Origin of the sequence: Blautia sp. Marseille-P3087, assembly GCF_900120195.1 — a bacterium.
GTDB lineage: Bacteria > Bacillota > Clostridia > Lachnospirales > Lachnospiraceae > Blautia_A.
In genome coordinates, this window is sequence record NZ_LT635539.1 from 880631 (window position 1) to 894083 (window position 13453).

Annotated in this window: 15 protein-coding genes, 4 tRNA genes and 1 riboswitch; of the genes, 5 read left to right on the forward strand and 14 right to left on the reverse strand. The window is 42.0% G+C overall.

Going from position 1 to position 13453, the window contains the following annotated elements; translation table 11 throughout:
* Window positions 1–6: 6 nt before the first annotated feature.
* On the reverse strand, window positions 7–159 hold the full coding sequence (locus BQ7344_RS16270) for a hypothetical protein (protein ID WP_200793032.1): 153 nt from the start codon (window positions 157–159) through the stop codon (window positions 7–9).
* Between the two features lie 135 nt (window positions 160–294).
* Here BQ7344_RS16270 and BQ7344_RS04260 point away from each other — a divergent pair, with 135 nt between their 5' ends.
* Window positions 295–828 (forward strand): VanZ family protein, encoded by a 534-nt coding sequence (locus BQ7344_RS04260; protein WP_072521563.1) that lies wholly within the window; start codon window positions 295–297, stop codon window positions 826–828.
* Window positions 829–879: 51 nt separating this feature from the next.
* On the opposite strand, the gene BQ7344_RS04265 is transcribed toward BQ7344_RS04260, so the two are convergent.
* The 3 genes from BQ7344_RS04265 to BQ7344_RS04275 form a co-directional block, all read right to left on the reverse strand.
* On the reverse strand, window positions 880–1320 hold the full coding sequence (locus tag BQ7344_RS04265; RefSeq protein ID WP_072521564.1) for a DUF308 domain-containing protein: 441 nt from the start codon (window positions 1318–1320) through the stop codon (window positions 880–882).
* Window positions 1320–2894: a 4-alpha-glucanotransferase gene (gene malQ, locus BQ7344_RS04270; RefSeq protein WP_072521565.1), complete on the reverse strand. Its 1575-nt coding sequence runs from the start codon at window positions 2892–2894 to the stop codon at window positions 1320–1322. The genes BQ7344_RS04265 and malQ overlap by 1 nt, the downstream gene beginning before the upstream one ends.
* Window positions 2895–2955: 61 nt before the next feature.
* Complete coding sequence (locus tag BQ7344_RS04275) at window positions 2956–3888, reverse strand: alpha/beta fold hydrolase (protein ID WP_072521566.1); 933 nt, start codon at window positions 3886–3888, stop codon at window positions 2956–2958.
* A gap of 156 nt (window positions 3889–4044) precedes the next feature.
* On the opposite strand from BQ7344_RS04275, the gene BQ7344_RS04280 reads away from it, so the two are divergent.
* Together BQ7344_RS04280 and BQ7344_RS04285 are read left to right on the forward strand one after the other, a co-directional pair.
* Complete coding sequence (locus tag BQ7344_RS04280; RefSeq protein ID WP_072521567.1) at window positions 4045–5142, forward strand: DUF5067 domain-containing protein; 1098 nt, start codon at window positions 4045–4047, stop codon at window positions 5140–5142.
* A gap of 94 nt (window positions 5143–5236) precedes the next feature.
* Complete coding sequence (locus BQ7344_RS04285) at window positions 5237–5452, forward strand: DUF378 domain-containing protein (protein ID WP_072521568.1); 216 nt, start codon at window positions 5237–5239, stop codon at window positions 5450–5452.
* On the opposite strand, the gene deoD is transcribed toward BQ7344_RS04285, so the two are convergent.
* From deoD to BQ7344_RS04305, 4 genes are all read right to left on the reverse strand, one after another.
* Window positions 5453–6166, reverse strand: a complete 714-nt coding sequence (deoD, locus tag BQ7344_RS04290; RefSeq protein ID WP_200793033.1) for a purine-nucleoside phosphorylase — start codon at window positions 6164–6166, stop codon at window positions 5453–5455.
* 61 nt (window positions 6167–6227) lie between these two features.
* Window positions 6228–6300 (reverse strand) — tRNA-Gly (locus tag BQ7344_RS04295).
* Between the two features lie 5 nt (window positions 6301–6305).
* A tRNA-Gly gene (locus BQ7344_RS04300) sits at window positions 6306–6376 on the reverse strand.
* A gap of 159 nt (window positions 6377–6535) precedes the next feature.
* Window positions 6536–7468, reverse strand: coding sequence for a serine O-acetyltransferase (locus BQ7344_RS04305; protein WP_072521569.1), 933 nt, complete (start codon window positions 7466–7468; stop codon window positions 6536–6538).
* A 159-nt stretch (window positions 7469–7627) separates the two neighbouring features.
* Between BQ7344_RS04305 and BQ7344_RS04310 the strand changes: the two genes are divergently transcribed.
* Together BQ7344_RS04310 and BQ7344_RS04315 are read left to right on the forward strand one after the other, a co-directional pair.
* A tRNA-Ser gene (locus BQ7344_RS04310) sits at window positions 7628–7715 on the forward strand.
* A gap of 70 nt (window positions 7716–7785) precedes the next feature.
* Window positions 7786–7856: transfer RNA gene (locus tag BQ7344_RS04315), tRNA-Trp, on the forward strand.
* A gap of 117 nt (window positions 7857–7973) precedes the next feature.
* Here BQ7344_RS04315 and BQ7344_RS04320 read toward each other — a convergent pair.
* From BQ7344_RS04320 to BQ7344_RS04345, 6 genes are all read right to left on the reverse strand, one after another.
* Window positions 7974–8567 carry a thiamine phosphate synthase gene (locus tag BQ7344_RS04320; protein ID WP_083585480.1) on the reverse strand — a complete coding sequence of 198 codons (594 nt, stop codon included), beginning with the start codon at window positions 8565–8567 and terminating at the stop codon, window positions 7974–7976.
* Window positions 8548–9807 carry a 2-iminoacetate synthase ThiH gene (gene thiH / locus BQ7344_RS04325; RefSeq protein WP_072521571.1) on the reverse strand — a complete coding sequence of 420 codons (1260 nt, stop codon included), beginning with the start codon at window positions 9805–9807 and terminating at the stop codon, window positions 8548–8550. Before thiH ends, BQ7344_RS04320 begins: the two co-directional genes overlap by 20 nt.
* A gap of 15 nt (window positions 9808–9822) precedes the next feature.
* Window positions 9823–10587: a thiazole synthase gene (locus tag BQ7344_RS04330; RefSeq protein WP_072521572.1), complete on the reverse strand. Its 765-nt coding sequence runs from the start codon at window positions 10585–10587 to the stop codon at window positions 9823–9825.
* Window positions 10588–10635: 48 nt separating this feature from the next.
* Entirely contained in the window at window positions 10636–10830 is a 195-nt protein-coding gene (thiS, locus tag BQ7344_RS04335) for a sulfur carrier protein ThiS (RefSeq protein WP_015540832.1), read from the reverse strand.
* Between the two features lie 239 nt (window positions 10831–11069).
* Entirely contained in the window at window positions 11070–12245 is a 1176-nt protein-coding gene (locus BQ7344_RS04340; RefSeq protein WP_072521573.1) for a cation:proton antiporter, read from the reverse strand.
* 49 nt (window positions 12246–12294) lie between these two features.
* A riboswitch (Fluoride riboswitch) is annotated at window positions 12295–12373 on the reverse strand.
* Between the two features lie 438 nt (window positions 12374–12811).
* On the reverse strand, window positions 12812–13441 hold the full coding sequence (locus tag BQ7344_RS04345) for a flavodoxin family protein (RefSeq protein ID WP_015540830.1): 630 nt from the start codon (window positions 13439–13441) through the stop codon (window positions 12812–12814).
* Window positions 13442–13453: the final 12 nt, after the last annotated feature.

Below are 13453 nucleotides of genomic sequence, written 5' to 3' on the forward strand. Positions count from 1 at the left end.
TCCCCATCATATAAACTTTATATTCTCCAGATCCGCTTTCGGTCCCGGCTCTGTATCATTTCCGTATAAATTATAACACATCACAACATAAGATGCACCTTCTGAAAATTCCGGTTCATCATAAATATTCATCTTTTTTCCTGACATTCTTTTTAACACTGTTTCCTTTCATTTTACCACCTATCGTTTTTTCTGTGAACCTTCGGATTCATTTAAAAACCATTGTATTTTTCAGCATTTTTGTCATTTTTTCCTATCTTTACTTTTTTCTGGAGCCATGCTATATTAAAACCCATGAAAATACTGATTACACTTTTGAAACCTTTATCTTTTCTTCCTGCGCTTCTTATGATGTATCTGATCTTTTCATTCTCAGCCCAGACCGGGGAGGTGTCCGGGGAATTAAGTTACAAGATCAGCTATAAGATTGTAGAAGTCAAGAACGAGGTTTTACACGAAAACAAGGATTCTTATGAATTAAGCTATGAAGCAGACAATATTCATTTTTATGTAAGAAAAGCAGCGCATATGACCGAATATTTCCTTCTGGCCGTAGCAATTTCTTTCCCACTTTACGTTTATCGTATCCGCGGTATCTGGCTGTTCCTTCTTGCCGGCATTTTCTGTGTCGGTTTTGCCGGACTTGACGAATACCACCAGTCCTTTGTCGGCGGCCGTGGTCCCTCTGTCAGGGATGTTTGCATTGACAGCTCAGGTGCATTGATCGGAATTATTCTGGTTCAGCTTTTTTGCTGGTCCTCCTTACATACACCTGGTTCTTCTTCACGCAAACGTAAAAAAAATCGCAAAAAGCGCCGCAGATCCTGATTCTGCGACGCTTTTTCTTATCTATAAGAATCTCTGTCGATATTCTTATTCTTATTCTTCTTTTTCTGTATCAGCCTGTGTTTCAGTCTCCCCGACATCATCCAGACTTTCTGCAAGTCTTGCACGTTCTGCAATACTCATGGTCTTCTTTTCTTCTGCCGGCTGTGTTTCCCTGATAACCTGTGTCTGTGCTTCCTGTTCTGCACGTTTTTCCTTTTCACGGCGCAGATAATTTCTTCCACCTGTAAAAAGCATTACAGCACCGACGATGATAAATCCGACACCTGCCGCAAAAAATCCCCAGCTGCCGCCTTCTACACCCTCCAGCACATTCTTGCAAAGCCGATAGCCCGTATACAAAAGATAACATCCTGCCAGAATCATCAATATCATACTCCTGGTTGGTACTTCCGGTTTCTTTTCTTCCTGCGAGTTCTCACCAGAGGCAGTCACTTCTGTCTCCTGCTCTGTCATTTTATCCTGTTCACTCATTATGCCTCTCCTTTTTTCTCAGCCTTAGTGTCTGTTTCTGCCTTAATCTTTTCTTTCTCAGTTTCTTTTTCTTCGGAGACAACCGATTCTTTTGCCAGGCGGCCATAGATTCTGGTTACTTCTCTTATATGGTACAGTGTTGTCTCGGAAATCTGATTCTTTGTAAGTCTCCATTTCCAGTTATCACCAAGTGTAGACGGTGCATTCATACGTGCTTCATTACCAAGACACAGATAATCCTGAATCGGGATGATTGCAAGTTCTGCCACACTTGACAGTGCCGTACGTATCAACGCCCATACACAGTCATTAACCGGCTGTTCATAACAATTTATGTACTCTCTTACAAAGTTCAGGTCATGACCCTGAAGGTTTTCGAGCCAGCCTTTTGTTGTTTCATTGTCATGCGTTCCTGTATAAACGACACAGTTACTGTCATATTTGTATGGAAGATAACTGCTGTCCTCACTTCCGTCAAAGGCAAACTGTAATACCTTCATTCCCGGGAAACCGCTTTCTTTCAGCATGTCCAGAACACTCTCTGTAAGGAATCCCAGATCCTCGGCGATCACACGCAACTCTTTGATATCTTTATGCAGAGCGCGGAACAGATCCATACCCGGTCCCTTTTCCCATTCACCGTTTTCGGCAGTCTTGTCCCCATACGGGATCGCATAATACTCATCAAATCCGCGAAAATGGTCAATACGCACAACATCATAAAGCTTCAGACTGTGGCGCATTCGCTGAACCCACCAACCGTAATTGTCTTTTTTCAGCTTTTTCCAGTCATACAGAGGATTACCCCAAAGCTGTCCGCTTGCAGAAAATGCATCCGGCGGACATCCCGCAACAGCTTTCGGATTATAGTCTTCATCAAACTGGAGCATCTCTGGATTTGCCCATGCATCTGAACTGTCCAAAGCTACATAGATTGGCACATCTCCAATGATCTGGATTCCCTTTTTGTTGGCATATTTTTTAAGCTTGCTCCACTGCGTGGTAAAGCAATACTGCTGGAAACTATAGAATTCAACTTCTTCTGCCAGTTCTTTCTCTGCTTCTTTTACGGCTTTTGAATGACGGTCCTTTAATTCTTCCGGCCAGTCGATCCAGCATTTACCATTCTGTGCATTCTTGATTGCCATAAACAGGCAGTAGTCCAAAAGCCAGTCTTCTTCTTGTTTCAAAAATGCAACATAATCCGGATCATTTTTTAAATTGGCTCTTTCATATGCTTTGCGGAGCAGTTTGAAGCGGGACAGGTACATCTTCTCATAATCAACATAAGATTCGCTTCCGCCCCAGTCACAGCTTTCACATTCTTCCTTTGTCAGTAATTTCTTATCGATCAAAGTCTCCAGATCAATAAAGTACGGGTTTCCTGCAAATGTGGACACTGACTGGTATGGCGAATCACCATATCCGGTTGGTCCCAGTGGAAGAATCTGCCAGTACTGCTGTCCGGCCTTCTCCAGCTGATCTACAAAATCATAGGCCTCCTTTGAAAAACATCCTATTCCATACTTTGACGGAACACTGGATATTCCCATCAAAATGCCACTTGCTCTCATTGTCTCTCCTCCAAATCTGGTAAATATTCACAAAAATCATTATACCAGAATTGTTGCTATTTTAAAATCCTTTTTTCTTTATGTATACAGCAATATCCTTCCAGACTTTTTCGTGATCTTTTTCATTCAGAATTTCATGCCGCATGCCCTGATAGAGCTTGCCTTTGACATCCAGATAACCGGCTCTGCGCATCGCATGGACAGCACTCGCAAACTTACGTACATTACCAAGACACGGATCCTCTGCTCCACTTATAAAAAGAACCGGCATTTTGGATCGTGCACATCTCCAGCCGTGAACATCATATGCCTTTTTCATCAGGTCAAACAATGCCAGATATGCATCATCCGTAAAGGTAAATCCGCATAAATCTGATTCAGTATATGCTTTATAAACTTCCGGGTCCGAACAGATCCACGAATTTCTGTTCCCTTCGCCGCGGAATTTCATTGCATACGCGCCAAGCGATATTGCCTCAAGCAGTTTACTTTTATGATGCGCACCCAGAATTCTGCCTTCAACACAGGCAATCGCCTTACCGAGCGGTCTCGCCTTGTTTTCACTCGGAGAGCCACAGACAATCAGCATATCGATACAGTCATCATGCTCCGCTGCAAAAGCACGAACCGCCAGAGATCCCATGCTGTGCCCAAACAAAATCACAGGGAGGTCCGGAAAATGCCTGTGTATTTCTTTATTTACTGTCCCGATATCCTGAAGCATCGCCTCTGCTCCGCCGCCATACATATATCCCAAATCATCCGGATTCTTCACGCTCTTTCCATGTCCGCGATGATCATGAATAACTGTTATGTACCCTTTTTCCGCCAGATATTCCATAAAAGGAATATAGCGTTCTTTATGTTCGCTCATTCCATGAACCAGCTGAATCACTGCTCTGTACTCTGTCTTTTCTTCCGGCATGATGCATAATGCAGAAATTTCCAGTCTATCCGCCTCAGACAAAAATGTGCCTTCCTGTTTTCTTATCATATTTTTTCCTCCACAGTTTTATCGGTAGTTTCTTATATGTTATTAATCTTCATTGTAGAGTGGGGAATTGACCTTGTCAAGCAATGCCGGCTTCTGCTATAATGAAATTATATATAAATAAAAAACTTTTTAACCGGAACTTCATAAGGAGGAAATATGGATACAAACAATCAGGAATTTTTTGAGGATGAGGAAGTGCAGAAAACTCCAGTCCGAAAGAAAAAGAAGAAAAAAGGACTGATCATCTTTCTGGTCATCCTTGTTCTGGTTATCGCGGGCGGTGCCGGATATTACTTCTACGAACGTCAGAAACCAATTGAAACCACCAAAGATTTTCTTGAAAACATGCGCGCAATGAATTTTGACGGCATGAAGGCTCTTCTGCAGAGCAATGACATGTCCGCCCTCGATGACGCAGACATCACGAGTAATGCCTACACCTCATTTTTCAAAAAAATCAACGAAAAAATGAGCTACAAAATCACGAAGACAAGTTTCCAGATCCAGAACGGAACTGCTTCTGTAACTGCGCACATCCGTTATATTGACGGTGCCGACATTTACAAAGAAACTATCACCGAGTTTCTGAAACAGATCGTTTCCACCGCATTTTCCGGTTCAACACTTACCGAAGAAGAAACAGAGCAGAAACTTGCTTCCCTTCTCGATGAGAAATCATCTACTGTAGAAGATAAATTTACAGAAACCGATATTACTTATCCGGTAATTGAATCCGATGGTAAATGGAAGATCGTTGCCCTTGATGCTGATACTGTAAGAGTCATGTCTGCAAACTTTACCAACGTACAGGATGAGATTGACCAGTCTCTTGCAGATCTGAACAATCCGGACGCTACAGTTGAAAATACAACACCGAGCAGTACCACAAGCATTGATATGGAAAATGATCATTTCACACTGAGACTGACGCAGTTCCGTATCGCACAGGAAATCGATGACAGCGACTGTCTGATGCTCTACTGTGATTATACAAACAACAGCAGTTCTACTTCCAGCGCGCTTGTCGATGTACAGCTTTCAGCCTCACAAAATGGAGAAAAACTTTCTCCGGCAGTACCGAAAGAAGATGATCCGGCAATCAACAACTACATCGCAGAAGTTGAACCGGGAAAAACCGTGACCATCTGTTACGCATTTTCTTTGAATGATAAATCCGATGTAACGCTGGAAGCATCCGAAGCGTTCGCATTCGGAGATGGTAATGTCACTTCACAGACAATCAAATTACAGTAAAATGAATTTTCAAAAAAATTCGCAGCAGAAAAATCTGCTGCGAATATTTTTTTTGCGATTATGGAATACTAGCACTGTGAAAGGATGGTGACTTATGGGAAATAAATTCTTACAGTATTTTTCACTTACAATTGCCATAATCGGTGCGATCAACTGGGGCCTGATCGGTTTTTTCAATCTGAACCTCGTTGCCCTTCTCTTTGGCAGTATGAGCTGGCTCTCCCGTATTATCTACGGTCTGGTCGGAATCTGCGGTCTGTATCTTCTGTCTTTTTACGGACTGATTGAGAAGGACAGAACAACTTCCTGATCAGCAGGATTCCAGAGCCACCTTCATCATATTTTCAAAAGATTCCTGTCTTGCCAGTGAAGAAAGCTCTTCATGTGTCACGAAAGAATCTGAAATTGTCAGAAGGCAGGCTGCATTTTTTCCAAGAAGCTTCGCATTGTGAAACAGTGCGAAGCTTTCCATTTCTACACACTCGCACTGATGTTTCCGATAAAGTTCCCGGAAATCGTCCATATTATCTTCTGCATAAAATACATCAGAGGAATGAACTCTCGCCGGTTTTACCGGTATCTGCAAGCGTTCTGCTGTCTCAAGGATCTTTGCATTAAATTCTTTTGACGGATACATTACATCATCCTGACATCCGTTCTGTACTTTTGCAAAGCTGGATTGGCTCCATGCACTGTCCGCAAGAACTACGTCATACACTGCCAGGTGGTCTGTATATGCGCCGGCCGATCCAATACGGATAATATTTTCCACATCATAAAATTTAAACAGTTCATAAGAATAAATCCCCATGGACGGCATGCCCATTCCACTTGCCATTACAGTAAGTTCCTTACCTTTGTATGTTCCGGTATAACCATACACATTCCGGACTTTATTTACTAGTTTTGCATTCTCCAGAAAATGCTCGGCTACATACTTGGCACGAAGCGGATCACCCGGCATGATGACCGTTCCTGCGATTTCCTCTTTTTTTGCTTCAATGTGCGGGGTTGGTATCGGCATATTTCATTCCTCCTTATTTTTATAATAGAAAAAAGGACTCTGAAATCTCAGAGTCCTCAAGAGCGATAGACGGGGCTCGAACCCGCGGTCTCGACCTTGGCAAGGTCGCGCGTTACCAACTACGCCACTATCGCATAAGAGCGGGTGATGGGAATCGAACCCACGTATCCAGCTTGGAAGGCTGGTGTTCTACCATTGAACTACACCCGCATATCGCTGTGCTTGCGATGCGTTTTTGTTTCGCTCGCTTCAACGATATTGAGTATATCTTATAACTCATGATTTGTCAACAGGTATTTTTAAATTTTTTTAATTTTTTTTATAATATATTTTTTTCTGTTATTTTGGGTAGTTTTGTCAACTTATGTTTTAGTCCTGCCAGTCCCACACATCGGCTTTTGATACAGCATTACGCGGCTTCTTAATTACAAGTTCCGGACTCTTGGCGCTGACCTTTGTATTCGCCGGAATAGATTCTGTAATAAAGGTATTACCACCAATGATTGTATTCTCTCCAATCACAGTCTCACCGCCGAGTACAGATGAATTTGAATAAATCGTTACATTATCACAGATTGTCGGATGACGTTTGACATTTGCAAGCTGCTGTCCCTGTCTGGTAGAAAGTGCTCCCAGAGTCACTCCCTGGTACAGCTTCACATTGCGGCCAATTTCTGTAGTCTCACCGATTACCACACCGGTTCCATGGTCAATAAAGAAATAATCGCCGATCACAGCCCCGGGATTAATATCGATACCGGTCTTGCCATGTGCATACTCTGTCATAATTCTAGGAATATGAGGAACATTCTCCACATAGAGAATATGTGCCAGACGGTATACATAGATTGCAAACACGCCCGGATAGGAAGAAATAATCTCTTCTTTGCTCTTTGCAGCCGGGTCTCCATCAAAACCAGCCTGCACATCTTTCAGAAGTCTCTCCTGCACTTCCGGGAGCTTTTCAAAAAATCCGCCGCAGATACGATCTGCCTGCTCTGATGCCTCCTGCTGCTCTATTTCCTGATTTGCATACAGAAGTGCGATTTCAATCTGCTCTTTCAGTCTGTCGTAAAGATCATTTAGTCTGTAGCCTGTATAATATTCCGGAAACATGCCTGCTGCAGAATCTGACCAGAAATATCCCGGGAAGATTACAGCACGCAGCTCCTTTACTACATCAATGATCACTGCTCTGCTCGGAAGACTTCTTCCGTTCTTCGGCATAAATAATTCTTCATTTTTATAATTTTCAGTCAATGCAGCTGTTGCTTTTAAGATCGCATCTTTTTTTCTGTCCATAAGTCAACCTCTTTCCATTCAATTCAATGCTTTTATATTAACATATTATTATAGTATCCTTTTCACGTCAACAAAAAGAATTGTCCTTTCCGCATAAAAAAGATTGACCTTTCCCCCATCACCTTATATAATGGAACATGTTTGGTGGATATCAGACATGGAGATGTACCCAAGTGGCTGAAGGGTCCGCACTCGAAATGCGGTAGATCGGGCAACCGGTGCGAGGGTTCAAATCCCTCCATCTCCGCTTGACAACAACAGCGTTATCTGTTATAATTTCATTCGTTGCAGATGAAGTAATTACACTTCGCTGATACAGGGGATTGGTCAAATGGTATGATAGGGGTCTCCAAAACCTTTGGTGGGAGTTCGATTCTCTCATCCCCTGCTCATTAAGAGCCTGAAAGCCTTTAACATCAAGGCATTCAGGCTCTTTTGTTTTGCCCGAATAGGGGCAGGGTACCACTCAGGATACCACCCTCTTATTCTTACAGCAGATTTTATGCTATATTTTCATAAAACCGGACATCATACATCCGCCGGCCGCACCTGCATCAATCACCTGCGGCAGACGCTCCATATTGATACCGCCGATTGCATATACCGGCACCGGACATGCTTTGCAGATTTCCCGAACAAATTCCAGTCCTTTTCCCTTAAGTCCTTTTTTGCATTCCGTTTCAAAGATCGTTCCAAGAATAATCTGCGTGGCTCCGTTTTTTACAGCAGTTTTCATATCTTCCATACTGTGACAGGAAACACTGATTTCCTGAAAATCTTTTCTGAGATTTCTTTGTTCCTCTTCTTTCATTTCCTCAATTACGGGAATGGACAGATGAATCCGTCCGCAGCCCAGACTTTTTGCTATAGTAATTCTGGAGTGCAGGAAACAATTTACGTCTTCTTCTCTGCACATGTCCAGAACTTTTTCTGCAACTACTTCATACGCATCATCCGGCAGATCTTTTTCTCGTAAAATCACCGCATGTGGATGCAGAAGAATCACTTTTTGCATCTGCTCAAAAAAATCTCCCTGCACCAGTGTACGATTCGTAATTACTATAGTATGTTCATATTTTTTATACATAGATGTAATCATTCAGAACCGGCTGTAAACCGCCCTGCTCCATATCTTCATACATTTTTCCGAAGGAACGGTCATCGTTAATTTCAAACTGCTCGTCTCCGACATTATCATCTTCTTTGCCTTCATATTTTTCTTCATGATCACCAATTCCGGTAGAAACGCCTGCCGACACCTTCGTTGCACAGATTTTTGCGATTCCATTTCGAAACGTGGCACTTTCACGGCTTGATACTGTAATTCCCGCGAACGGAAGAAATATACGATATGCACACAATACCTGACAGAGTTCTTTTTCTCCCACATCACGCGGATTGATTCTGTCGTTGTTGACAATCGGACGTAGACGCGGACAGCTCAAAGAAAGCTCTGCATGTGGATATTTGCGGTTAATGTAGTAAACATGCAGTGCTGTAGCCAGTGCATCTTTCCGGAAATCATCCAATCCCAGAAGTGCAGAAAATCCGGCTCCTCTCATGCCTCCCATCAGTGCACGTTCCTGTGCATCAAAACGGTATGGCCAGACACGTTTATGTCCCATAAGATGAAGTGTCTCATATTTGTCTGTATTATAAGTTTCCTGAAAAACCGTGACGTAATCCACACCACATTCATGCAGATATTGATATTCGTCTACATTCACAGGATAAATCTCAATTCCGATATTTTTGAAATATTTTCTTGCAATCTTTACAGCTTCACCGATATATTTCACATCAGAATATGCGCGGCTCTCTCCTGTCAGCATCAGGATCTCTTCCATACCGGTCTTTGCAATGACCTGCATCTCATGTTCAATTTCTTCAAACGTCAGCTTTTTACGCCTGATATTATTGTAGCAGTTAAATCCACAGTAAATGCAGTAATTCTGGCAGTAATTCGCAATATATAGCGGTGTAAAAATATAGACCGTATTTCCGAAATGATTCTTTGTAAGTTCCTCTGCTTTTCTTGCCATCTGTTCAAGATACGGTGCCGCTGCCGGGGACAAAAGTGCTTTAAAATCTTCTATCGAACAGGATTCATGGGAAAGCGCCCGTTCCACATCCCCTGCGGTATAAGCGTCATAATCATACTCTTCCATTGCCCGAAGTACTTTATCTTTTATATCAGATTGAATAACCTGCATTCCTTCCATATATTCCATATGATTTGTACGGAAAGACGGATCCTGCTCAAGTCTGTGTTTTCTCTCCAGCGCTGTCGGTGGAAGTTTGTCACTGTCTATAAAATATACCTGATTTTCTTCATTCATGATTCCGCTTCCTCCTTAGCGCAAAAATCCTGTCAACGGATCGGATGCGCTTCCACCTCTGGCAAGAACTCGTCCCATTCCGGTAAGATAAGCTTTTCTTCCGGCTTCAATCGCCAGTTTAAATGCAGATGCCATTTCCGGCACATTTCCCGCTGTTGCAATCGCGGTGTTGGCCATGATCGCTGCTGCACCCATTTCCATTGCTTCACATGCCTGAGATGGTTTTCCGATTCCCGCATCTACAATAACCGGCAGATCAATCTCATCAATCAGTATCTGGATCATAGCTTTTGTTGCAAGACCTTTGTTGCTGCCGATTGGGGCTGCCAGCGGCATAACCGCAGCCGCACCTGCATTCTGAAGGTCTCTTGCCACATTCAGATCCGGATTCATATAAGGCAAAACAACAAATCCTTCCTTAGCCAGAATCTCCGTTGCCTTGACCGTTTCATAGTTATCTGGGAAAAGATACTTCGCATCACGCATAACTTCAATTTTTACAAAATTTCCGCATCCCATTGCCCTGCTCAGTCTCGCGATACGGACCGCCTCTTCTGCTGTTCTCGCTCCTGATGTATTTGGCAGCAGCGTCACTCCTTTTGGAATAAAATCAAGAATATTTTCACTCTCCTGCGTATTTGCACGACGAAGTGCAAGCGTAATGATCTCCGCACCACCCTGTTCAACTGCAGCTTTGATCAGATTCAGATTATATTTTCCTGATCCAAGAATAAAACGACTTTTAAATTCTTTTCCGCCTAATACTAATTTATCTTCCATCTTCTGTTCTCTCTTTCTGTTTATTTTGCCTGGTTCATTGCAGGATTTTCAGCCTCCTCCGACAAAACGAAGGACTTCTATTTCATCATTATCCTGAATCGTCACATTGCCGAGATTTTCTCTTGGGATGATCTCAAAATTGCGTTCTACAACTACCCATTCTGATTTATATCCCGCTTCATTCAGATATTCCAGAAGATTTTTTCCTGCAATGTCTTTATCCTCACCATTGATTTTTACCATCTATACGCTCCTTTCACTTTCTTATATACGCAAAAAGGCACCGGACAACACACTTATGGTGTTGTCCGGCGCCTGAAATATCCTGTGAAAAGTGGTGCCCCCAGTTCACACTCAACCCATTCATCCGGGCTGCATATATGCAAAACATTATACAAAACTCAGGAAGACTTTGCAAGTGTTATTCTGAAAGATTTACAAAAGATTTTGCATTATTCTCTTTACATATTTTATCCCATTCATTATTTATTCAGTAATTTCTTATATGACAAATCAATAGCAAATGCCCCCAGCGGTGCAGTAAATACTATTGCAAGAACCGCCACAGTAAGTACGGTATCTCCACAGGCCAACCCCAATGCAAGCGGGATTCCTCCAATCGCAGCCTGAACAGTTGCTTTTGGTGTATAGGCCATCATAGCAAACAATTGCTCTTTTCTTTTAAGATTTGTTCCCAGCAGACATACAAATACACCAAACATTCGAAATATCAATGCCCCAATAATAACAACGAAAGCTTTGGCTCCGACTTTTCCAAGGTATTCAATATTTACAGTTGCTCCTACAAGCACAAACAGAAAAACTTCTGCCGCAACCCATAACTTCCCATATTTTACAGAGAGTCTTTTAGCAACAGCTTCTCTCTTTTTCTGTAATCCTATTCCGATAAACATAACCGCAATCAATGATGAAAATGTAATTGCTGTTGTCAATTTATCCTCAATTACTACAAGCAAAAATGAAATGCTCAAAATAATAAGCACTTTTGATGTATCCCGTATATGTACTTTTTTAAAGAAATATGCCAGTAACACACCCAGGAACAATCCTATTGCAATTCCAAAAAATATGGAAACCGGAATATTTACAAACTTAAGTATAGAAGCGCCTTCCCCCTGCATCATTCCGACAAATGTGGAAAACAGAACTATGACATACACATCGTCAACGGATGCGCCTGCAAGGATCAATTGTGGAATTCCTTCTTTTACTCCATAGCCCTCATCCATAAGCTTCACCATTCTGGGAACAACAACAGCCGGTGAAACTGCTGCAAGTACTGCACCCATAACAGCCGACTCTAATACGCTTAATCCCATTAGTTTTGGTGCCAGCAGAATCATACCCAGCAATTCAAAAGATGCCGGTACAAAACACATAAGAACTGCAGGTCTTCCAATCTTTTTAAGTCCGGACAGATCCAGCCCGAGACCTGCTCTTGTAAGAATGATGATCAATGCTATTTTACGAAGTTCTGCAGATATTCCAAGAATACTGCCATCCAGCAGATTAAGCCCATATGGTCCCAGAATAATGCCGGTGATTAACATTCCAAGTAAAGCCGGTAATTTAATTTTCTGGCATATCCATCCCATGAACATTCCCAAAATTAGAATCAGTGAAATACTTAATAACATAAAATTCCTCCCTATATACGCAGAAAAAGCTGAGACTTTCTGCGTCAGTTTACTCGCAGAAGTCATCAGCTTTCATAAGCGGTTTAAGTAATTTATTACTCAGGGAGAACTTCATTCCCTTTATAGCCTTAATAAGAATAGCACATAAGCTCCTCTTTCGCAAGAAAAAATCATTTTACTCAAACGATCCTACCCCAAATCAGACTTATTCACATTTGAACCATCCATTTTTGTCGCTTGCCATGACTTGCACTATATTTTCCAAGGTATAAGTCATCTAATTTTTAAAATCTGGATGACTTTATACTCATTTACTATTATCTGAGGTATCTTAAATCTGAAATTTGGTGGACCCGGATAACCAATAAAGAAATTGCAGCAATCCCTGCCAGTACCTGTCCTGTCATATTTATTTCCCCATCGTATAGAATTAACTATTTTGTCAATTTCCAGAGATTTTCCCCTGTCGCCTCTAGTTAGTTGCCACTGACTTTATTTTAGTACTAAAAACAGCTATTTATATTCTCAATTAAATATACACAGCTGTTTATGTAGATTTTTTTTTCTTATCGGATAAAATGTGTTGCTACTCTTTCTTCTTTTTCAGGAAGTCCTAACTGCTCTTTGCCAAGTGCGATGCTCTTCATCAGGAATGTCATATTGGCAGCAAGGGTGCGCATGGTCTGCTTGCCTTCTTCGTCCTTTTCGGCTTCACCCGGAGTTCTTCCGTGAATACTGTTCCAGTACTGGCTGGATGCAATCGGCATTCCGGATATGGTAAAATATTTATTGAGTTCGTCAAATGTCGCCGAACATCCGCCTCGTCTGGCACAGGCGATACTTGCACCGACTTTCATCGTCTTATCAAAATGACTGCTGTAAAACAGGCGGTCAAGACAGGCGACCAGCGTTGCATTTGCAGACGCATAATAGACCGGACTTGCAACCACAAGACCATCTGCTTCTTCAAATTTCGGTGCAAGTTCATTTACGATATCGTCAAAGACACATTTACCTTTTTCATAGCAGGAATTACATGCAACACATCCACGAATGGCTTTATTTCCAACTGTCACTGTTTCCACATCGACTCCGTTTTCTTTAAAAACTTTCTCCATCTCTCGCAGTGCGATTGATGTATTTCCATTTGATTTCGGACTTCCGTTTATCATAAGTACCTTTAAATTTTCTTTCATAATCTTCTTTCT